The sequence below is a fragment of the Pseudomonas sp. TH07 genome (genome assembly GCF_016651285.1).
In the GTDB taxonomy this organism is placed as follows: domain Bacteria; phylum Pseudomonadota; class Gammaproteobacteria; order Pseudomonadales; family Pseudomonadaceae; genus Aquipseudomonas.
Genome location: NZ_JAEKED010000001.1, coordinates 3,678,267 through 3,698,166, shown reverse-complemented (window position 1 = coordinate 3,698,166; position 19,900 = coordinate 3,678,267). Strand labels below are relative to the sequence as shown.

Genomic DNA, 19,900 nt, shown 5'->3' with positions numbered 1-19,900 from the left:
TGGCTGGCGGGGCTCAATCAACACTCGAGTCATTTGCGCAACGGCAGCGCCTTGGGGAAAAACTTCGCTCCACCGACCTTCAACGGAGCACGCGACGGGCTCCTGCCCGCCACAACCTTGGCCAGGGATTCACCCGCGTCCACGTCAAACGCTGCCTGACCGCAGCGCACCAGATTGTTGATGGGGAACTCATCCCCGTTGTCCTCGATATAAGGAACACTCATAAGCCCAGCTCCTATCAACAACCAGCCAGCACCGGCAAGCACCTGATTGCCTTGGAAATACTGACCATCACGGCGCTTCAGACTAGTCGGTCATTTACAGACCTGCCCGTTCAGAGGCACAAGGCACCGACGAACGGCCGCGGGCTTTTGTCGCAGGCCACTCAACCAGCAATCGCTGACAGGACCCGCTGCAACAGCAACTCGGTCGGCAGCGCACCGTCGACCCGCAGCCAGGGCAGCGGCAACTGATCGAGCCAGCGCTCATGTCGCGGTCGATTGCGCCCGGCCCGGCTGCCCGACTCATAGCTTTCGGCCCAGGCGAGGAACGCCAGGTGATTCTCATGCATGTCCCCGCCCGGAAGAATGCGCTCACCGTGACACTGCAATTCCCGCGCCTTGATCCGCTCAATACGCAGCGCCGTCGGCGTGTCGACAAACACCACCCAGTCAACGCCTTGAATCACCTCGTCGCCCCAGCCATCCAGGGAACCGGAAAGCACCCAGTCACCCTCAGCCAGAACCCCACGAAGCAGACTCACACGTTCCAACACAGGGCGCGCCTGCACAAAGGGTGGCTCAGTCGGGTACCAGTAGTAATCATCGACATCCACATGCGCCACCCCAAGCCTCGCCGCCAACGCGGCACCCAGGGTGCTGACGCCGGCACCGGATGCGCCGCTGATGTAAATCCGCCTCCCCATCTTCAGGACTCCCTTGCCCAATCCGACATTCGCCCAGCCACCGAGGTCATCAATGCCGCAGGCGGGTGAATTTTCAAATGCCAGAAACCACAAAACCCCTGGCTTCTCAAGGAAACCAGGGGTTTTGTGTACATCGAATATGGCGGTTGAGGAGGGATTCGAACCCTCGATACAGTTTCCTGTATACACACTTTCCAGGCGTGCTCCTTAAGCCTCTCGGACACCCAACCGTGTCTCGTCAAACTGATTCAGTCTGTCGAGGCGCGCTAATGTAGTCGAAAGCTTTTCCGATGGCAAAGGTTTTTTTGAGAATTTTCATGCGCTTAAGGCATTTCTGCAGATTGCCGGGCTCAGGACTGGGATTGGGCCATGGCAAACCGGCCAATCTCTGGCCTGGCGCCCCTCTATATAGAAGGGGTGATGCACGGTCTGTGTGGCCGGCTAGGCTTGTCGAGCGCTGAAAGGCTGACTCATCAGTCAGTCACAGCGCTTTACCTGACCTACGGTGGTGGGTAACGTCTGCCCCACTTCAATACAAGGAATTGCGTCATGAGTGAATTGATTTCTTACCATCTCGAAGACGGTATCGCGACCCTGACCTTGAGCAATGGCAAGGTCAATGCCATTTCCCCGGACGTGATTGTCGCCTTCAATGCCGCGCTGGACCGTGCGGTCGCCGACCGTGCCGTAGTGATCATCACCGGTCAGCCGGGCATTCTGTCAGGCGGCTATGACCTGAAGGTCATGACTGCCGGCCCCAAGGAGGCCGTGAGCCTGGTGACTTCGGGTTCGACCCTGGCGCGGCGCCTGCTGTCGCACCCGTTTCCGGTGATCGTTGCCTGCCCTGGGCACGCAGTGGCCAAGGGCGCATTCATCCTGTTGTCGGCCGACTACCGGATTGGCGTCGACGGCCCGTTCAGCATCGGCCTCAACGAGGTGCAGATCGGCATGACCATGCACCACGCCGGGATCGAACTGGCCCGTGATCGCCTGCGCCGGTCGGCGTTCCATCGCTCAGTGATCAACGGCGAGATGTTCAACCCGCAAAGCGCGGTGGACGCAGGCTTCCTCGACAAGGTGGTAAGCCCCGATGAGCTGACCAGCGCCGCGCTGGAAGTTGCACGTCAGTTGAAGAAGATCAACATGACCGCTCACAAGAACACCAAGCTGAAGGTGCGCAAGGCACTGCTGGACACCCTGGACAACGCCATCATTCAGGATCAGGAGCACTTGGGCTAACACCCCGGAATTTGCCCGGCAAAAGCCCGACCTCAGCGTCGGGCTTTTTCTTGCCCGAGCCCGATCACTTACGGCAACCGCTCTAAACCGCAGCTGAGCCCTTCTGCTGGAAACATGCGCTTAAACATCGGCCATCTCCAGTGAATGGCAGCAATTGCCGAAACCAGTGCACATCCGTACACTGCGCCACCTTTTGTCCCAGGTGGGCCCGTAGATGCTGTATTTGTTTCGTATGTTGTTGATGGGGCTGCACTTTATGGCTGCGGGGGTGCTTGGCGTGCTGATTGGCCTATGCCGCCCGTTCAACCCGGACAACAGCCGCCTCTGCGCGCGCCTCTATGCGTGGCCGGCGATGTGCATCCTGCACCTGCGGGTCAAGGCTGACGTTGGCTCGCTGATGGACAAGCCACAGAGCTGCGTGATCATTGCCAACCACCAATCCAACTACGACCTGTTTGTGTTTGGCAACGTGGTGCCGCGCCGTACCGTGTGCATCGGCAAGAAGAGCCTGAAGTGGGTGCCTTTGTTCGGCCAACTGTTCTGGCTGGCGGGCAATGTGCTGATTGACCGTGGCAACGCACAAAAGGCCCGGCGCTCGATGCTGACCACCACCCACACCTTGCAGCACGAGGACACCTCGATCTGGGTGTTCCCCGAGGGCACGCGCAACTTCGGTGAAGACCTGCTGCCATTCAAGAAAGGCGCGTTCCAGATGGCGATAGCAGCCGGCGTGCCCATCGTACCCGTGTGTGTCAGCAGCTATATCAAACAGATGAATCTGAGTCGCTGGCGCAGCGGCAAGATCCTGATCCGCTCGCTGCCGGCCATTCCCACTGCCGGCTTGAGCATGGATGACATGCCGCTGTTGATTGCCCAGTGCCGTGAACAGATGCGCGAATGCATCGCCTCGATGGATCGCCAGCTGCAACCGGGCTGATGCTGGCGCCCCCTCTTTTGCCCCGAATGGCCCGCCTTGTGCGGGCTTTTTATTAACGGCGAACTCCGCCGATTCTGCTGACTCTGATCAGGTATTGCAGGCTAAGCTGGTGCAGGTCTGTCTCGATCATGTTGATAAGAAGAAGCGAACAAGAACTATGGGTAGAGTTGTTGCTGCTGCCGTTTACAGCGCCGGTAAGAAAGTCACTGATATCACCCTCGACGAAGGGGCCGCCTGGGCGGCCAAACCCGGTCACTTTGTCTGGATCGGCCTGGAAGAACCCAATGCTCACGAACTGGCCAACCTGCAACGCCAGTTCAACCTGCATGAACTGGCCATTGAGGACGCCCTGGAAAAACACAGCCGGCCGAAGCTGGAAACCTTCGGCGACGCGCTGTTTATCGTCACTTATTCCCCGGTGCGCGAGGCCGGCAAGCTGGAGTTCATCGAAACCCACATCTTTGCCGGCAACGGCTACATCATCACCGCCCGCAACGGCCACTCCAAATCCTACGGCTACGTGCGCCAGCGCTGCGAAGCGCGGCCACTGCTGCTGGAGCATGGCGAAGACTTCGTGCTCTACGCCCTGCTGGATTTCGTCACCGAGAACTACCAGCCGGTCAGTGAGGCGATCCACGCCGAGATCGACGAACTGGAACGCAATGTCCTGTGCGACTCATTGAACGAGCGCGACATCCAGAACCTTCACGGCCTGCGTCGCGACGTCCTGCGTCTGCGGCGGCACGTGGCGCCGATGGTGGAGATCAGTGAGGAGCTGCAAAAGCTCAGCTTCCCGTTTATCGACAAGAACATGCGGCCGTACTTTCGTGACGTGCAAATTCACGTCACGCGGCAAATGGAAGACTTGTCGACCCTGCGCGACATCGCCAGTCAGACCATCGAAATCGGTGTGCTGCTGGAGGCCTCGCGGCAAAGCGTGGTGCAACGCAAGTTCGCGGCCTGGGCGGCGATCCTGGCGTTTCCGACCGCGGTGGCGGGGATCTACGGCATGAACTTCCAGAACATGCCGGAGCTGAGCTGGCATTACGGCTACTTCGGCGTACTGGGGTTCATCAGTGTCGGCTGCGTCAGCCTGTGGGCCAGCTTCAAGCGCTCGGGATGGTTGTAGGCCCGGCCCCTGTTGCAGGAACCGGGCTGAGCCGCTTCAGGCCGACTTGACCTCAGGGGTGTGGGCCACAAAGCGCATCATCCATTCCGCGACCGTGGCGCCATGGTGGGCGTGATCGAGGCTGGCCATGCCTTGCTGGTAGATCTGCTCGCCCAGGTGTTGCTGGCGAATCTCCAGCAGCGCTCGGGAATAGTCGTGGATGAACTCCGGGTGCCCCTGGAAGCACAGCACCTGGTCATTGATGTGATAGGCGGCGAACGGACAGAAGTCGCTGGAGGCGATCACCGTGGCGTTTTCCGGCAAGGCGGTGACCTGGTCCTGGTGGCTGATCAGCAGAGTCAGCTCTTCCACCAGCGGGCTCATCCAGGGGGCCTTGGCGGCCAGCTTGTAGTTGTGGGTGCCCACGCCCCAGCCCTGACTTGCCCTTTCGCTTTTGCCGCCCAGCAGCAGCGCCAGCAATTGATGGCCGAAGCAGATGCCCAGCAGCTTGTCGCCGCGCTCGTAGCGCGCCAACAGGTAAGTCTTGAGGGTTTGAATCCAGGGATCGGTGCCGAAGGAATCGGCCTTGCTACCGGTGACCAGGTACGCATCGAAGCTCAGGTCATCACTCGGGTAATCGCCCTGCATCACGTTATAGACGGTGAATTCGGCGGCGATCGGTTGCTGTGAAAACAGGCGCTGAAACATCTGCCCGTAACCCTGATATTGATCGACCAGTTCGGGACGCAGGATGTCGGTTTCCAGAATGCAGATGCGTAGCGACATAAAAAATACCTGACACGATGATGGGAATAATGAACAGCCCAGAGCCTGCCTTGAAACACTGGGTCAAGGCAAGCCCCGGAAAGGTTCACTGCACGCCGTTCAGCATCAGAAGCATTGGCCCTGGGCGGCCTTTTCCAGAAGCAGGGCCGGTGGTGCGAAACGCTGGCCGTATTGCTCCGCCAGGTAGTGGCTGCGGGCGATGAAATCCCGCAAGCCGTACTGGTTGATGAACTGCAGGGCGCCGCCGGTCCAGGCGGCGAAACCAATGCCGAAAATCGAACCGACGTTGGCATCCGCCGTCGAGTGCAGCACGCCCTCTTCCAGGCAACGCACGGTCTCGATGGCCTGGATGAACAGCAACCGGTCACGCACGTCCTGCGCAGAAATCTGCCCCTCGGCTTTTTCCAGGCGCACCTTGAGCTCCGGCCACAGGTGCTTCGGCGCCCCCGCCGGGTAATCGTAGAAACCGCCGCCCGCCGCCTTGCCGGGGCGCTTGTATTCGTTGAGCAGCAGATCGATCACGGCAAAGGCTGGATGCTCAATAGGCGGCTTGCCTTCGGCCTGCAGGTCCTTGGTGGTCTGCTGGCGAATGTGGCTCATCAGGCTCAGCGATACTTCATCGGAGATCGCCAACGGGCCAATGGGCATGCCGGCCTTGCGCGCCTCGGTTTCGATCATCGCTGCGGCGACACCTTCGCCCAGCATGGCGATGCCTTCATTGGTGAAGGTACCGAATACCCGCGAAGTAAAAAATCCGCGACTGTCGTTGACCACTATCGGGGTTTTCTTGATTTGCAGTACGAAATCAAAACCTCGGGCCAAAGTTTCGTCGCTGGTGCGAGCCCCCTTGATGATTTCCACCAAGGGCATTTTGTCCACCGGGCTGAAGAAGTGCAGGCCGATGAACTTGTCCGGATTCGGCACCGCGCTGGCCAGGCCGCTGATGGGCAAGGTGGATGTGTTGGAGGCGATCACCGCCTCCGCACCGACCACCCGCTGCGCCGCCGAGGACACCTTGGCCTTGAGCTCGCGGTCCTCGAAGACCGCTTCGATGATCAGGTCGCAGCCCGCCAGATCGGCGTCCTGCCCGGTGGGGCTGATTCGCGCCAGTACCGCATCACGCTGCAACCCACTGAGTTGCCCGCGAGCGACCTTTTTCTCGAGCAGGGTCGCCGAGTGCGCCTTGCCCTTCTCGGCCGCCGCCAGGTCGATGTCCTTGAGCACCACCTGGATACCCGCCAGGGCGCTGACGTAGGCGATTCCCGCGCCCATCATCCCGGCGCCCAGCACCCCGACCTTGTGCGTCACCTTGGGCGCAATGCCTTGCGGGCGCGAACCGCCGGCGTTGATCTGATTGAGCCCGAACCAGAAGGTGCCAATCATATTCTTCGCCACCTGGCCGGTGGTCAGCTCAGTGAAATAGCGGGTCTCGATCAAGTGCGCGGTGTCGAAATCGACCTGGGCGCCCTCCACCGCTGCGCACAGGATCTTCTCCGGCGCCGGCATGCAGCCATGGGTCTTGCTGCGCAAAATCGAGGGGGCAATGGCCAGCATCTGCGCGACCTTGGGGTTCGATGGCGTGCCTCCGGGGATCTGGTAACCCGCCACATCCCAGCGCTGTTTGACCGAGGGGTTGGCCAGGATCCAGGCCCGGGCCTTGGCCAACATCTGCTCACGGTCGCTCGCCAGCTCATCGACCAGCCCGGCCTGCAACGCTTGTTGCGGCCGTACTTTCTTGCCCTCAAGCAGGTAGGGCAAGGCCTTTTCCAGGCCCAGCATGCGGACCATGCGCACCACGCCGCCACCGCCCGGCAACAGGCCGAGGGTCACTTCCGGCAGGCCAATCTGCAGCGTCTCATCATCCAGTGCAATGCGATGGTGGCAGGCCAGGCAAATCTCCCAGCCGCCGCCCAGGGCCGCGCCGTTGATCGCAGCAACCACAGGCTTGCCCAGGGTTTCCAGGGCGCGCAGCTGCGCCTTGAGGCTCAGCACCATGTCGTAGAAAGCCTTGGCCTCGGGCTTGCCCACCTCGATCAGTTCGTTGAGATCACCGCCGGCAAAGAAGGTCTTTTTCGCCGAGGTAATGATCACCCCAGCCAGGCTGGCGTCCTCGGCCTGCAGGCGCGCGACGCTGGCGGCCATGGCTTCGCGGTACTGCGCGTTCATGGTGTTGGCGCTCTGGCCCGGCATATCGATGGTCAGCACCACAATCTGGTCCTGGCCTTTTTCGTAACGGATGGCATCGGTCATGACGAGGTTTCCTTGAAGTCGGGGCTCAGAGGCGTTCGATGATGGTGGCGATACCCATGCCGCCGCCGACGCACAGCGTCGCCAGGCCGTAACGCTGGTGCCGGGCCTCCAGCTCATCGAGCAGGGTGCCGAGGATCGCGCAACCGGTGGCGCCCAGTGGGTGGCCCATGGCGATCGAACCGCCATTGACGTTGACCTTGGCCGGGTCGATGGCCATGTCCTTGATGAATTTCAACACCACTGAGGCAAACGCTTCGTTGACTTCGAACAGGTCAATGTCCTCGATGCGCAAACCCGCCTTGGCCAAGGCTTTTCGAGTGGCCGGGGCCGGCCCGGTGAGCATGATGGTCGGATCGGTACTGGTGACCGCAGTGGCAACGATCCGCGCCCGAGGCGTCAGCCCCAGGTCCCGGCCCTTGGCTTCGGAGCCGATCAGCATCAACGCCGCGCCATCGACGATCCCCGAACTGTTGCCCGGCGTGTGCACATGGTTGATGCGCTCGACATGGCTGTAGACGCGCAAGGCAGTGGCGTCAAACCCCATTTGCCCCATCATCTCGAAGCTCGGCTTGAGCTTGCCCAGGCCTTCAAGGGTCGAGTCGCCACGGATGAACTCATCCTGCTCCAGCAGGAGGATGCCGTTCTGGTCCCGGACCGGCACCAGGGACTTGTCGAAGGCCCCATCCGCCCTCGCCCGCGCGGCCTTTTGCTGGGACTGCAGGGCGAAGGTATCGACGTCTTGCCGGCTGAATCCTTCCAGGGTCGCGATCAGGTCGGCGCCGATACCCTGCGGGGTGAAATGACTGTGCAGGTTGGTCTGCGGATCCAGGACCCAGGCCCCGCCGTCGCTGCCCATGGGCACCCGGGACATGGACTCGACACCGCCGACCACCACCAGGTCCTCGAAACCGGAACGCACCTTCATCGCTCCCAGGTTGACCGCCTCCAGGCCCGACGCGCAAAACCGGTTGATCTGCACCCCGGCCACGCTGATGTCCCAATCCGCCACCAGGGCTGCGGTCTTGGCAATGTCGGCGCCCTGGTCGCCCACCGGCGTGACACAGCCGAGGACGATGTCATCCACCTGGCTGGTATCGAGCTCGGTGCGCCGTTGCAGCGCATTGAGCAACCCGGCCAGCAGGTTCACCGGCTTGACGCTGTACAAGGCGCCATCGGCCTTGCCTTTGCCACGGGGCGTGCGTAACGCGTCGAATATCAAAGCTTCAGTCATGACGTCCTCGAACCGCTGTACGGGAGAGAAAAAGGCAGAGCGCTCACCTTAGGCCGGGCGGCGCCGGATTCAATGACCGATACGCTCAGCGGCCTTGACCCACGCGCTCAGACGAACGGTAGCGAGCTAATAGATGTCGCCAACAACGACGGGGAACTGTCTAGCCAACGGGCGCCGACGCAGCTGGCAATAAGCCTCATAACCGTTGAAAAGCTTTACATGACAACTTGATATGAATTGGATCTAAGCCAAGTGTTACAAGGCCCCTAAGGTAGAAACAGCAGGCAGTAAATCGTTGCAGCCGGGGATTTCCCGGGCACGTGTAAGAAAAGGGACACATGGTCGGGTCATCGTGAAGTCGACAGACGCATGCATCAGATGTTCAGGAATAACAACAAAAGGCACACAGCCATGTTCAAGCATTCGAAAGTACGTCAAGCCGGGCTCATTCTTTTCGCTACCACCTTGCTCTTGATCTTGCCCAACCTCACCAAAGTGATCGGCTAGTCAGCGTGGCTGTTCCACCGCCATGCAGCACATTGCGCGCCGACGCGCTTTCGGCGTGCGAAGTTGTGTGCCAACCTTCCTGACGCAGCGCCGCTGAGCCAGCCTATGGCCGCGCCGCTGCCCATCATCAGGCAGGCTTCTTGCGGAGCGCCCGGGCACTCATTTTCAGCAATAGAACGGCGATCAATTGAAACCTCTTATCCTCTGGAGCGCCCTGCTCCTGTGTACGCCATTGCAGGCTGCGCAACTGGTCCTGGAGCTGGGCGCAGGCAGCCGCACCTGGCAGACCGCGGAGTTGCTGGCACACCCTGAAGTGCAGACCATTACCATCAGCGACGACGTCTCCTACAAACGCGACATGATTTATCGCGCCGTGCCACTTGAGGCGCTGCTGGAAGGGGTCAAGGCCGACGATCACTTGCAGGCAGTGGCCCTGGACGGGTTTGCCGCCGAACTCTCCGCCGCGCCCCTGCTCAATCGCGACGGCGCCCGGGCCTGGCTGGCCATCGAGGACCCGTCAAGGCCCTGGCCGAAACTGGCTCAGGGCAAACCCAGTGCAGGGCCGTTCTACCTGGTCTGGACCAACCCCCAGGCCGGCCACATCAGCCCGGAGCAATGGCCGTTCGAGCTGGCCAGCATCAAGCGCCTGGCGCCGGTTGCCGAGCGTTTCCCAGCCTTGCGGCCAGACCCGGCCCTGGCGAGCGACGACCCGGTGAACCAGGGGTTTGCGTTATTCCAGAAGAACTGCCTGGCCTGCCATCGCCTGAATGCTGCGGGCGACTCGCAGTTCGGCCCTGACCTGAACATCCCCTACAGCCCGACCGAGTACTTCGGTGAAGTCTTTCTCAAGCGCTATATCCGCGATCCGCAAAGCTTGCGCCGCTGGCCCCAGGCGAAGATGCCGGGGTTCTCCAGCAGCGTCCTGCCGGACACGGAGCTGGAGTTGCTGCTCGGCTATCTGAAACATATGGCGGGGCGTAAATAGCAGCCTTGAAGACTGCTGCCAGATAAACGCCTGACAGGCCGCCCCTGGGCCCGCGGCGTACAACCTACTGCTGCTGTACCAGGATCACCGGCGGGGTCGGTGCAACCAGCACCTTGGCGTGCATCTGTTCGCCACCACCCCCGCGTCGCATGCCACGCACCGGGCAGGCATCCAGGTAGTCCAGGCCCACCGCCAGTTTCAGGTGGCGCTCGGGGCGCGCCAGCTCATTGGTCACGTCAAAGCTGTACCAGGCGTCATCCAGCCAGGCTTCGGCCCAGGCGTGGCTAGCCAGGTGCTCGCTGTTCTCGCTGTACAGGTATCCCGATACGTACCGCGCCGGCACCCCGAGGCTGCGAGCGCAGGCGAGAAAGGCGTGGGTGTGGTCCTGGCAGACGCCGGAGCGCCCGGCAAAGGCCTGAGCCGCACTGGTGTCCACTGCAGTAGAACCCGGTGCATAGGTCATGTACTGGTTCAGCGCGTGCATCAGGTCAATCAGCCCGCTGCGATCACGACGCTTGCGGCATTGTTTGTCGGCAAAGGCACGCAGGGCTTGGTCGGCCTCGGTGAGCCGGGTAAAGCGCAGGAACGGTAGCGGCGACTGGCTCTCATGCTCGGCCTCGCGCAACTCGTCGATATCCACCTGCCCGCGCGCGCCGATGATGATCGCCTCGTGAGGCTCGTCCAGGGTCAGCACGTGCAGAATGTTGCCGAAGGGATCCAGTTGCGCGCGCACCGGCCGCGGCAGATCAAGCTGCCAACTGAGCACGTGCTGGCGCTCGCTGTCGTGGGGCGTCAGGCGCAGGTATTGGATGCTGGCTCGCACCTGGTTTTCATAGTGATAGGCGGTTTCGTGACTGATGGAGAGTCTCATACAGCCTCCAGGTAGGAACTGTGAATGGCGTTGCCCAGTTGGCGCACCAGCGGGATGAACTCGGTCAGCCAGGCGTGCAGGCCTTCTTCGAGGATTTCGTTGATGCCGGTGTAGCGCAGGCGCGCATCCATTTCGGCCGCCAGGCGCTGCGCCGGCCGGCCGTTGGTTCCCGGCAGGCTGGCGAGGATCTGGTCGATCTCTTCGGTGCAGGCGCGCAGGGAGCGCGGCACGTCAGCGCGCAACAGCAGCAACTCGGCCACATGCCTGGCGCCCGGTGCGTCGCGGTAGATCTCGGTGTAGGCCTCGAACGACGACAAGGCGCGCAGCAAGGCGCTCCACTGGTAATAGGCATGGGCCGTGCCGTCGCTGACGGCGTCGGCCTGATCGCCGGCCATCTCGTAGCGCGCGTCAAGCAGGCGCAAAGTGTTGTCGGCGCGCTCGATAAAGGTGCCCAGGCGAATGAAGCGAAAGGCGTCGTTGCGCATGATGGTGCCGTAGGTAGCGCCTCGAAACAGGTGTGAGCGCTCCTTGATCCACTCGCAGAACCGGCTCATGCCGTAACGGCTCAGGCCCTGTTCGGCAATGCCGCGAATCTCCAGCCAGGTGGCGTTGATGTTTTCCCACATATCGGCGGTGATCCGCCCACGCACCGCGTGGGCACTGGCACGTGCCGAGCCCAGGCAGCTGTAGATACTGGCCGGATTGGCGGCGTCCAGGGCGAAGAAATGCAACAGGCGCTCGGCGTGCAATTCGCCGTGGCGCTCCAGGTAGTCATCCAGGGTGCCGGTAATCAGCAGCGGCATGGCCAGTTCGTGCAAGCCATCGCCGCGACCGTCCTGGGGCATCAATGACAGTGAATAACTGACGTCGAGCATCCGCGCGAGGTTTTCCGCCCGCTCCAGATAACGCGACATCCAATACAGGTCCGAGGCGGTTCTACTCAACATGGCAAGCTTCCTTAATCCTCGACCACCCAGGTGTCCTTGGTTCCACCACCCTGGGAGGAGTTCACCACCAGGGAGCCTTCACGCAGCGCCACACGGGTAAGACCACCGGGCACGACACGGGTTTCACGGCCAGACAGGACAAACGGACGCAGGTCGATGTGCCGCGGAGCGATGCCGTTTTCGACAAAGGTCGGGCACGTGGACAGCGACAAAGTGGGTTGCGCGATATAGGCGTGAGGCTTGGCCTTGATCCGCGCGCGGAAGGTCTCGATTTCCGCTGCGGTAGCGGCCGGTCCCACCAGCATGCCGTAGCCCCCGGAACCCTGGGTTTCCTTGACCACCAGTTCCGGCAGATGAGCCAGCACATGGGACAATTCGTCGGGCTTGCGGCACTGCCAGGTCGGCACGTTCTTCAGGATCGGCTCTTCATCCAGATAGAACCGGATCATGTCGGTGACAAAGGGATAAACCGACTTGTCGTCGGCCACGCCGGTGCCGATGGCGTTGGCCAGCACGACATTGCCCGAACGATAGGCAGACAGCAGGCCCGGAACGCCGAGCATGGAGTCCGGGTTGAAGGCCAGCGGGTCGAGGAAGGCGTCATCCAGGCGGCGGTAGATCACATCCACCGCTTTGGGGCCGTCGGTGGTGCGCATGAAGACCCGATCGTCACGCACGAACAGGTCTGCGCCTTCCACCAGTTCCACGCCCATTTCCCGCGCCAGGAACGCATGTTCGAAGAATGCGCTATTGAAACGCCCCGGCGTCAACACCACGACACTCGGGTCATCCAGCGCGCTGGAGCTTTTCAGGGTATCGAGCAACAGGTTCGGGTAATGGTCGATTGGCGCGATGCGCTGGGCGGCGAACAGCTCGGGGAACAGACGCATCATCATCTTGCGGTCTTCAAGCATGTAGCTCACGCCGCTGGGGGTCCGCAGGTTGTCTTCGAGTACGTAATAGGTGCCGTCGCCGTCGCGCACCAGATCGACTCCGGAAATATGCGAGTAGATATCGCGGTGCAGATCCAACCCCTGCATCGCCAACTGGTATTGCTCGTTGGCCAGCACCTGTTCGGCAGGAATGATCCCGGCCTTGATGATCCGCTGGTCGTGGTAAAGATCGGCCAGGAACATGTTCAGTGCCTTGACCCGCTGGATGCAGCCGCGCTCGACGATCCGCCACTCACTGGCCGGAATGCTGCGGGGAATGGTGTCGAACGGAATCAGGCGCTCGGTGCCCTGCTCGTCGCCATAGAGCGTGAAGGTGATACCAGCGCGGTGAAACAGCAGGTCGGCCTCGCGTCGCCGCTGTGCCAGAAGCTCGTCAGGGGTTTCGGCAAGCCAACGGGCAAACTCCCGGTAATGCGGGCGAACCTGGCCGCCAGCATCGTACATTTCATCAAAATAGGTGCGGATCATGCCGTACTCCTTGTCACCCGGACATCTAGGCATCGCAAGGCCCGTGCCACTGGCATAAACGCTTTGATTTCAATTAGTTGGATTAACTTCTCGGTGACGCCGCACCATTGCCGTGCAGCAAACGCCCCAACTTGATTGCCCCCGCTCCAATGCGAGGCAATGGCTGTGGCTATCACCAGCATAGTCAGAGTTGATTTCACTGCCCGGGCAAGGCCCTGGATAATCCGCCCATCGCGCAAAACTTCGTAACCCGGCGTGACGAAGTCGATGCCTTAAGCTTCAGGGCGTCGCCGCTGATGGGTGCTTACCACCCCGACGGCATTCCCTAATACCGCTCTTCCCTTTTGGCCACCCCTTGCAGGTGGCCTTTTTTTGCCTTGCGGAAACCAAATCGGCCAACCCGAGGGTCAGCCGATGCTGTCTTGACGCTATTCATATGCGCTATACGAGTAACCCTCGAACCTCCTGCTTCACGCCCCAACCTTCGATGATGCCGCCCAGAGGCTCGACCACCGCCTCAAAGTCCTGCTCGAAGTCGCCGATGCCGCCGTAGGTGGCGTACATCACCTTGCTTAGCTCCAGATACCACGCGCCATCGTCGCGCACGCTGATCTGGGCATTCAAGGATTCACCGCGGAAATGTCCTGCCGCCCTGCGCGCCCGCTCCTCATCCGGGAAAATGGCGTAGAACTCGATGGGATGGAATCGTGAAAAGTCGAAGCCGCCCTCTTTCATGCGGCGCAACACGCTGGTGCTGATGTCTTCTTGATAGGCTGTGCTCATGAAACGTCCTCCTGGAACCAATGGATAGACTTTCCGTACTCCCTGTCCGCACCTCGAGGCTGCAGACGTTGCGGCAAACAGCACCGCCAGGACACAAGCATGTAGCTGACAAGACCAGACCTTAGCGATTCATTCGCTGATCTCGTTTGCAGAGTAGCGCCAAGAACCGGGCGCTGCCAAGGTCTGGTTGAGGATCAAGCGGGCGGGTGACTAAATTGCAGTAATGCCGAGGATTTGAATGCTGTTCTGTTCTTTCAGACTTTTGACTGTCGGGTCGTCGGTACGCCCCTCCAGGTCATTGAGATCCAGTTCGGCCGAAACCGGCAACAGCTTTGCGCGAATCATTCGTGCCGCCTGCTCCATGCTGGGCTGCTGTTCACAGTCGAACTGCTCCACTGACTGGACACCATGATCGTCAACGAAAGTGATTTGCCACTTTTGCATCAGTGCCTCCTCGATAAAGCCCGTGGGTGGGCCTACAACATCTCGACCCTGAGGCCCGGGAAATCGTTCCACCGCTGTTGCGCATAAAAAAGACCGCCCGAAGGCGGCCTTTGGCGTGAGGCCTGGTGATGATCAAGGCTTCTCAGCGCGCTCTTTCAGCGCCTTGAGGGTATTGAACGGTGCATCGACCACGAACTTGTTAGCCAGCCAGGACGGCACGCTGCCGCCAGGCTCGGTGTGCACCTGGTAGGTCACTTCAATCTGGTCGGCACCTTTGGGCACCATTTTCCAGAAGCCTTCGACCTGGGCCACACGAACAAACCCCTTCTCTTCAGGAATGTAGGTCGGCACGCCTTCAAGCTTGCGCGTCAGGCTACCGTCAGCGCCTTCGGTGGTGGTGATATGCAGCACCGAATCACGAGCCGTGACCGGCCACGGCGTGTTGAACTGGGTGTAGGTCCAGCTCTGGTTACCTTCGTGCTTGAGCAGCTTCTGCGATTTGCACTCGTGGATCCAGCTGCAGGCGCCCGCTACGTCTTCCTGCAGGCTTTGCAGTTTGGCCATCGAGGTTTTGATCACGGTAACGCCGCGGTAAGCCTTGTATTTGGAACCCGCCACTTCGCTCAGGGAGACCTTGATCCCGTCCTGATCCTTGGCCGTTTGCCAATCTTCGGCCTGAGCCGTTGCTGCCAGTAACACTGTCAAACCACAGAGCGCAGCCATTCGTTGCAGCGAACCCATTGTCTTATTCCTTATTGTTGAAGTTCCGTTCATTGAAAACACTCAAGCCGCCGTCATTTGTTCCCACCAGCCAATCAACTTGATGGCTTGCTCACGGCTGTCGCCACAGACTTCGATATCCGCATGAAACGCCCCACACACGGCCGGACGCTCGGGCAGGCCGAACAACGCACACAAATGTTCGACCGACAGATGCACGCAACGTTCTCCGGCAGGCTTGCCCTGGGGCATGCCCGGAATCGGTGTGCTGATGGAAGGGGCAATGCAGCAAGCGCCACATCCTTCACGGCAGTTCATGGTGAATCGCTCCTCGCGACGAGCAAAGTATTGAAAATGACGCACAGCAAGAGTAACCGCTAAAACAGCCGTTTAAAATTACTCTAAGAACGGTTTTTGCACTGAAAGCTGTGTGACTGACCAGTCTCCGACAAAGTGTCGTTGTCAGGGGTCACACACGGGGAAGGAATTTATTGCTTGAACTCGAAATCCAGGGCCGCGCCCTCGACGTCACGCCGCTCTTCATTGCGCAACTGCAACTGCATTTCGTTGCTCAACAAACGGCCGTTGAGCTGAAACGGGCTGCTTTCCTTGGGCTTCTCACCAAACATCTGCGGCAGCAAGGGTTCGCGCTTGGGCATGGCTACCGTGCCGATGGGCTGCAGGTGCTTGACCATTTCCGGTGGCAGGCTCAGGTCGAGCTTGGCGGGCGGCAACGGGGTCTTGGCAATCTCACGCGCTGACTTGGATTTGGAAGCAATAGGCGCACGTTTTTTGGTCTTGGCCGCTTTTTTGGGCTTGGCTGCGGGTTTGGCGGCCGCAGGTTTTTTGCTCGCAGAAGGCGTATTCGCAGCCGGTTTTTTTGACTCGGAAGCCGCGCTCCGGGCACTTTCGTCCTGCGTCGGTGCCGCCAGCAGCGGGCCGGCGCCCAAGGCCGTCGACAGGCAGATCAACAGGCAGACAGCAGGATAAAAAGCTTTCATAGACAAAAAAGGGCGCAGTGAAAGGTGCCATATGCTCGCTTGTCGACAGCTTCATGACAAGCGTTGCAACCGACTCCCCTCAAAAACCGCCAGCGGTCTCCTGACATAATTGACTGGCCAACATACCCAGCGTCATTAACGCTCGCTCGGCCTCGCGATTCCATGGCGTACCGCAATTAAGGCGGATGCAGTGGTTGAATTGCTCGGTATTACTGAAGATCAGCCCTGGCGCAATGCTGATTCCCTGCTGCAACGCACGCACGTGCAACTCTTGCGTGTTGACTCGCCCCGGCAGGCTGACCCAGAGAATGAAACCGCCAGTTGGCCGGGTAATCTGCGTGCCCTCGGGGAAATACTGCTGCACCGCCAACTGGAAGGCACTGAGATTCTTGCGGTACTCCTGACGGATATAACGCAGATGGCGATCATAACCACCGTTCTCCAGGTACGCCGCCACCCCCATCTGCGTCACGCTGCACGCCGAATGGGTGCTGAACGTCTGCAGCCGCTGGATCTCCTGCTGATACTTGCCCGCGATCATCCAGCCGATGCGCACCCCCGGTGACAGGGTCTTGGAGAAGCTCGAGCAGTAGATCACCCGGTCCAGGCGGTCATAGGCCTTGAGGGCCTTGGTACGCCCTACTTCGAACATCAGTTCGCCGTAGATATCGTCCTCGACGACCTGAATGTCAAAATCCGACGCCAGGCGCAGCAACTGTTTCTGCCGCTCTTCGGGCATGGTCCCACCCAGCGGGTTACTCAGGCGCGTCGTCAGCACCAGTGCCTTGATCGACCACTGATTGGCCGCCAGTTGCAAGGCCTCCAGGCTCATGCCCGTCGCCGGGTCACTGGGGATCTCGATAACCTTGAGCCCCAGCAGATCGGCCAGTTGCAACAGGCCGTAGTAGGTGGGCGACTCCGCGGCAATCAGGTCGCCGGGCCGGGTCAGCACCCGCAACGACATCTGCAAGGCATCGACACAACCGTGGGTGATCACCACTTCGGAAGGGTCCACCACCACACCGGCATCGCGCATGCGAATGGCCACCTGGCGGCGCAGCGGTTCAAAACCCGGGCTGAACATGTAGCTGAACGCCCGTGGGCTATGAAATCGGGTGACCTTGGCCAACTGCTGATGCAGGGCGCGCACCGGCAGGTAATCGACACTGGGCACCGCTGCGCCGAGCGGGAACACCCCTTCGCGGCGCGACTCCACCAACACCTGTTGAATAATGCTGCTGCGGGTGACCAGTCCCGGGCGCTCGACCCGGGCAATGTCCGGGGTCGGCGCGGTCAGGGCCGGAGTCTGGTGCACGTAATAACCGGACTGCGGCCGGGCGCGGATCAGCCCCTGATCCTCGAGATTGGCATACGCCTGCAACACCGTGGCGTGGCTGACATTGAGCTGCGAGCTCATCTTGCGCACCGAGGGTACGCGCTCACCGGGCTGGTACACACCCCGACGAATATCCTCAGCCAGTTGCTGAGCGATACGTTGATACAGCAAGAGATTGGTCATGACGCAGCACTCGATTTCACGGGCATTTTATTCTTGTGTGAAACACTACCGGAACAGTTTGGAAGTGTACGGGGACAGTTGTCACAATAGTCGACGATACACCGCAGTGTCAGCAAAAACTGTACGGTTTTTTGTGAGCCTATCGGCAGGTACAAAAAAACCCGGCACCTTGAGGTAACCGGGTTCGGGGGTTGCTCAGGCCTTAGCGGGCGGCGCCGAGCTGGCCTTTCTCGTCGGAAAACACAATTTCCACTCGACGGTTCTGCGCGCGTCCGCGTTCAGAAGCATTGGCCTCTACCGGGTAATCGTCGCCATAACCTTCGACCTTGATGCGTTTTTCGTCGATGCCCAGGTCCACCAGCATATCGGCCACGGCTTGTGCCCGGTCGCGGGACAATTGCAGGTTGCTTTGCTTGTCGCCGGTGTTGTCGGTGTAGCCCTCGATCCGCACTACCCGCTTGGGGTTGAGCTGAAGGAACTGCACCACTTTGAGCACCGTACGATTGGCCGAGCTTTTCAGCTCCGCCTCACCGGTATCGAACAACACATCGCCCAGGGTCATGACCAGACCACGGTCGGTCTGGGTCGTGGCCAGGCTGATAATCTGCTCTTCCAGCCACTTGCCCTGCTGCTGCACGCTGAGCAACTTGGCTTCACGCAGGGCCAATTGCAGGCGCTGGCGCTCCAGTTCGAGCTTGGCTGCACGCTCTTCATTCAACACTTGCTCGGTGTGCTCGCGGGCGATTTCGCTGTAGCGCCGGCTGAGGTAGGCGTAATGCACCACATCGGAGCCGCTGCCCCAGTAGCTGGACAAGCGATCGGCACGCGCAAGGGACTCGCCGGCCCGAATCACGTCCTTGGGCGCGATGCGCAGCACATTGGAGTCTTCCTTGACCTTCTGGAAGTCGTTACCAGCCTGTTGCAAGACCTCTTCGCTTTGCTGACCGGCACAGCCATACAAGCCCGCACAGGCCAGCACCATGGCACCGCTGAATACTCGGGTGATCAGGTTCATTGGGCATCCCCCAGTTGCTTGCGCAGGCGAGTGATGCGGCTCTGCAGTACGTTCAGCTGCTCCTGGCTTTTCAGGGTCAGGACCCGCGCCTCGGCCAGGCGCGCATCCAGTTCGGCCTGTTCGGCGCGCATGCGTGCATGCTTGTAGGACTCATCCTGCATATTGCCCTGGGCTCGCTTGAACTTGTCTTCGGCGAGTTTCAGTTCCGGCACATCTTCTACCGTGGCCCCAACGGCCTTGGCCTGTTCCAGGGCCTGTTCAGTCAGGCGCATCTGTTCAATGGGCGCCGGATCGGTTGCACAACCCGCCAGGGCCACAATGGCCATGGCAGCGAAAAGAGGTCGAATACTCACACAAAATCCCTACTGTTTTGAGGTGCCGGCGGGTTGCTGTAACTGGGCTTTCCAGCGCTCAAGATTGCGCTGCAGCAAGGCCTCGGTCAGGCCGGACGCGGGCAATTCTGTCATCTTTTTCGCCAACTGTCCGCGCAACCATGGGTCATTGCAGGCCGAGTCATGGGAGACCGCCAGGAATAGCCCCGGCCGGTCGACCGGCTGCGCAGCGGCCACCAGGTCGTTGGCCATGCCCAGGGACTGCGCCAGCGCCATCCCGGCATAACGCCCGGCCAATACATATTCGACGTCACCCAGCAGCAGTTTCTGCAAGGCTTCGGTGAGGTTGGTCGTGCGCCGCAGGGTCAACTGATCCTTGGCAAAGGCTTCGAACGGCTGGGTCAGGCGGGCCTTTTCCGAAACAGCGCCACGGTGCCCATGCAAATCAGCCAACTGGTTGTAGACCAGCGTTGACCCCTTGCGCGTCCACACCAGGTAATCGTTCTGCACCAGGGGTGGATGGATGTAGTCCAGCGACTCCAGCTCGCTCAGAGTCAGCGGCGCATCGGCCAGCATATCCATGCGCCCGCTGCGAACTTCGGCCAGGGCTTCGGAGCGCTTCCCGGCATAGAGCAATTCGACCTTGAGCCCCAGCTCGCCCGCCACCTGCTGCAGCAGGTCGGCGCTGGCGCCTATGAGGTGTTTCGGATCCTGCGGGTCGCGCCACAGATAAGGCGGCGCATCAGGGCTGCCAGTGACTACCAGGCGCTCGCACTTGCCGGCGGCCAGCACCCAACCAGGCGCCAGAACCATTCCCAGCAATACCGCGCATCCACTCAAGCGGCGCAGAACCATGGCGAAACTCTCCCGCAATTAATT

The 19,900-nt window shown here is 60.7% G+C and carries 21 protein-coding genes and 1 tRNA gene; 4 read left to right on the top strand and 18 right to left on the bottom strand.

What is annotated here, in order from left to right; translation table 11 throughout:
* Positions 1-29 precede the first annotated feature (29 nt).
* The 3 genes from JFU57_RS17240 to JFU57_RS17230 form a co-directional block, all read right to left on the bottom strand.
* On the bottom strand, positions 30-224 hold the full coding sequence (locus JFU57_RS17240) for a hypothetical protein (RefSeq protein WP_078471131.1): 195 nt from the start codon (positions 222-224) through the stop codon (positions 30-32).
* Between the two features lie 161 nt (positions 225-385).
* Positions 386-925, bottom strand: a complete 540-nt coding sequence (locus JFU57_RS17235) for an adenylate kinase (RefSeq protein ID WP_078471277.1) — start codon at positions 923-925, stop codon at positions 386-388.
* Between the two features lie 140 nt (positions 926-1,065).
* Positions 1,066-1,155 (bottom strand) — tRNA-Ser (locus tag JFU57_RS17230).
* Positions 1,156-1,474: 319 nt separating this feature from the next.
* Here JFU57_RS17230 and JFU57_RS17225 point away from each other — a divergent pair.
* The 3 genes from JFU57_RS17225 to JFU57_RS17215 all read left to right on the top strand — a co-directional run bounded on the left by JFU57_RS17225 (position 1,475) and on the right by JFU57_RS17215 (position 4,230).
* Positions 1,475-2,164: a crotonase/enoyl-CoA hydratase family protein gene (locus tag JFU57_RS17225; RefSeq protein ID WP_078471130.1), complete on the top strand. Its 690-nt coding sequence runs from the start codon at positions 1,475-1,477 to the stop codon at positions 2,162-2,164.
* 214 nt (positions 2,165-2,378) lie between these two features.
* Positions 2,379-3,101 carry a 1-acylglycerol-3-phosphate O-acyltransferase gene (locus JFU57_RS17220; protein WP_201130162.1) on the top strand — a complete coding sequence of 241 codons (723 nt, stop codon included), beginning with the start codon at positions 2,379-2,381 and terminating at the stop codon, positions 3,099-3,101.
* Between the two features lie 157 nt (positions 3,102-3,258).
* Entirely contained in the window at positions 3,259-4,230 is a 972-nt protein-coding gene (locus JFU57_RS17215) for a magnesium and cobalt transport protein CorA (RefSeq protein ID WP_020300321.1), read from the top strand.
* Between the two features lie 36 nt (positions 4,231-4,266).
* Here JFU57_RS17215 and JFU57_RS17210 read toward each other — a convergent pair whose 3' ends face one another.
* From JFU57_RS17210 to JFU57_RS17200, 3 genes are all read right to left on the bottom strand, one after another.
* The gene (locus JFU57_RS17210) at positions 4,267-4,995 is read right to left on the bottom strand and encodes an amidotransferase (RefSeq protein WP_201130159.1); all 729 of its coding nucleotides are present in this window, start codon (positions 4,993-4,995) and stop codon (positions 4,267-4,269) included.
* Between the two features lie 105 nt (positions 4,996-5,100).
* Positions 5,101-7,245, bottom strand: coding sequence for a 3-hydroxyacyl-CoA dehydrogenase NAD-binding domain-containing protein (locus JFU57_RS17205; RefSeq protein WP_201130157.1), 2,145 nt, complete (start codon positions 7,243-7,245; stop codon positions 5,101-5,103).
* Between the two features lie 25 nt (positions 7,246-7,270).
* Positions 7,271-8,476, bottom strand: a complete 1,206-nt coding sequence (locus JFU57_RS17200) for an acetyl-CoA C-acetyltransferase (RefSeq protein ID WP_078471126.1) — start codon at positions 8,474-8,476, stop codon at positions 7,271-7,273.
* A gap of 694 nt (positions 8,477-9,170) precedes the next feature.
* Here JFU57_RS17200 and JFU57_RS17195 point away from each other — a divergent pair.
* Positions 9,171-9,968 (top strand): c-type cytochrome, encoded by a 798-nt coding sequence (locus tag JFU57_RS17195; protein ID WP_201130155.1) that lies wholly within the window; start codon positions 9,171-9,173, stop codon positions 9,966-9,968.
* A 64-nt stretch (positions 9,969-10,032) separates the two neighbouring features.
* Here JFU57_RS17195 and JFU57_RS17190 read toward each other — a convergent pair whose 3' ends face one another.
* The 12 genes from JFU57_RS17190 to JFU57_RS17135 all read right to left on the bottom strand — a co-directional run bounded on the left by JFU57_RS17190 (position 10,033) and on the right by JFU57_RS17135 (position 19,876).
* Positions 10,033-10,839: a transglutaminase family protein gene (locus tag JFU57_RS17190; RefSeq protein WP_078471124.1), complete on the bottom strand. Its 807-nt coding sequence runs from the start codon at positions 10,837-10,839 to the stop codon at positions 10,033-10,035.
* Positions 10,836-11,786: an alpha-E domain-containing protein gene (locus JFU57_RS17185; protein WP_078471123.1), complete on the bottom strand. Its 951-nt coding sequence runs from the start codon at positions 11,784-11,786 to the stop codon at positions 10,836-10,838. Before JFU57_RS17185 ends, JFU57_RS17190 begins: the two co-directional genes overlap by 4 nt.
* A gap of 11 nt (positions 11,787-11,797) precedes the next feature.
* Positions 11,798-13,207, bottom strand: a complete 1,410-nt coding sequence (locus tag JFU57_RS17180; protein ID WP_078471122.1) for a circularly permuted type 2 ATP-grasp protein — start codon at positions 13,205-13,207, stop codon at positions 11,798-11,800.
* 441 nt (positions 13,208-13,648) lie between these two features.
* A complete protein-coding gene (locus tag JFU57_RS17175; RefSeq protein WP_020300312.1) occupies positions 13,649-13,990 on the bottom strand; it encodes a ribonuclease E inhibitor RraB in 342 nt (113 codons plus the stop codon).
* Between the two features lie 210 nt (positions 13,991-14,200).
* Entirely contained in the window at positions 14,201-14,434 is a 234-nt protein-coding gene (locus JFU57_RS17170; RefSeq protein WP_078471121.1) for a hypothetical protein, read from the bottom strand.
* A gap of 132 nt (positions 14,435-14,566) precedes the next feature.
* A complete protein-coding gene (locus JFU57_RS17165) occupies positions 14,567-15,175 on the bottom strand; it encodes an START domain-containing protein (protein WP_078471120.1) in 609 nt (202 codons plus the stop codon).
* A 42-nt stretch (positions 15,176-15,217) separates the two neighbouring features.
* Positions 15,218-15,472, bottom strand: a complete 255-nt coding sequence (locus JFU57_RS17160; RefSeq protein WP_020300309.1) for a YkgJ family cysteine cluster protein — start codon at positions 15,470-15,472, stop codon at positions 15,218-15,220.
* Between the two features lie 170 nt (positions 15,473-15,642).
* Complete coding sequence (locus JFU57_RS17155; RefSeq protein ID WP_201130153.1) at positions 15,643-16,155, bottom strand: translation initiation factor 2; 513 nt, start codon at positions 16,153-16,155, stop codon at positions 15,643-15,645.
* A gap of 79 nt (positions 16,156-16,234) precedes the next feature.
* Positions 16,235-17,674 (bottom strand): aminotransferase-like domain-containing protein, encoded by a 1,440-nt coding sequence (locus JFU57_RS17150; protein ID WP_020300307.1) that lies wholly within the window; start codon positions 17,672-17,674, stop codon positions 16,235-16,237.
* A gap of 202 nt (positions 17,675-17,876) precedes the next feature.
* Positions 17,877-18,689 carry an OmpA family protein gene (locus tag JFU57_RS17145; protein ID WP_201130151.1) on the bottom strand — a complete coding sequence of 271 codons (813 nt, stop codon included), beginning with the start codon at positions 18,687-18,689 and terminating at the stop codon, positions 17,877-17,879.
* Positions 18,686-19,042, bottom strand: coding sequence for a DUF4398 domain-containing protein (locus JFU57_RS17140; RefSeq protein ID WP_201130148.1), 357 nt, complete (start codon positions 19,040-19,042; stop codon positions 18,686-18,688). Before JFU57_RS17140 ends, JFU57_RS17145 begins: the two co-directional genes overlap by 4 nt.
* Before the next feature lie 9 nt (positions 19,043-19,051).
* Positions 19,052-19,876 carry a substrate-binding periplasmic protein gene (locus tag JFU57_RS17135; RefSeq protein WP_201130147.1) on the bottom strand — a complete coding sequence of 275 codons (825 nt, stop codon included), beginning with the start codon at positions 19,874-19,876 and terminating at the stop codon, positions 19,052-19,054.
* Positions 19,877-19,900: the final 24 nt, after the last annotated feature.